General features: G+C 45.1%; 1 protein-coding gene. It reads right to left on the bottom strand.

The features are described from left to right. A partial coding sequence (locus A3766_RS24920) for an efflux RND transporter periplasmic adaptor subunit (protein WP_156509119.1) occupies positions 1-921 on the bottom strand: 921 nt, incomplete at its 3' end. Positions 922-1,098: the final 177 nt, after the last annotated feature.

Below are 1,098 nucleotides of genomic sequence, written 5' to 3'. Positions count from 1 at the left end.
GGCAAAATCTGGGTTGTGTACTCGCGCTCGGAATTGCAAGGTGCGTGTTTTCTGATCAAGGGACGGATAGATGTAATTGATTATGCCGTTCCATTTGCCATCAGGTGACGAATTGAGATTTATCGCTACACTCTGACCACGTTCGATGAGATAAGCTTGTCGTTCATAGACTTCACCACGAACCCAGACGCTTTCCAGCGACCCTATCGACATCACTTCAGTCATAGGTCTGATATGCATGCCTTCACGCACGTTTAGATCAATGACAATTCCATCTTGTTCAGCCGTAAATTTCACCAATTGATCGACCTTACGTCTTTTCTTTAAATCATTGATATGACTGTCTCTCAAACCTAGCGATCGAAGGCGTGACTTTGACGCATTAATTAGGTTTCTGTTTTTGCTGCGCAATGCTGCTAGGTATTCTTCCTGCGCATTGACCAGCTCTGGACTATAAAGCTCAAACAGTGTTTGACCTTGTTTAACCGGATCACCACTAGCAGCAACGTTCAACCGTTCAATCCAACCCTCTACACGCGGGTGAATATGAGAGATTCGGCTCTCATCAAACTGGATAGTTCCTACGGTATCAATTGGCACCATAATCGCTTCGTTTTTAACCTTTGCGACTTTAACGCCGAGGTTATTCTCAACAGTGGCTGAGATCTTCACTGTATTATCATCACCGCTGTCTTCTTCATACACCGGAACTAAATCCATGCCCATCGGGGAAAGTCCAGGCCCATCTCGACGATAGTTTTTATCCATCGGAGCTACCCAGTACACTGGTTTCTTCTCGTTACTGTCGGCGGAGGACAACTCTCCATCACTCATTGTCCCCTGCATGAGTTGAGGGCCGAAAAAGGTCCCCAAGGCCAAACCAATAGCTAGGACAGTAATGGCTAAAATAAATTGCTTCATGTGTTGATTCTCCTTAGCTTTAGTTCAGCCAATAATTAATACGAGATAGAATAATTTGTTCATTCACAAGCAAGCGCAAACGCTGCACTTTTGCGCTTTGTTCCTTCAGAAACAGCTCAGATACGATGCGGAAATTGCCCTTATCTGACTCGTAGCTATGCATGGCGCTGTGCTTCT

It is taken from the genome of Oleiphilus sp. HI0132, from assembly GCF_001635845.1.
Note: the sequence above shows the minus strand (reverse complement) of the source record. Positions and strands in the feature narration are given on the sequence as shown.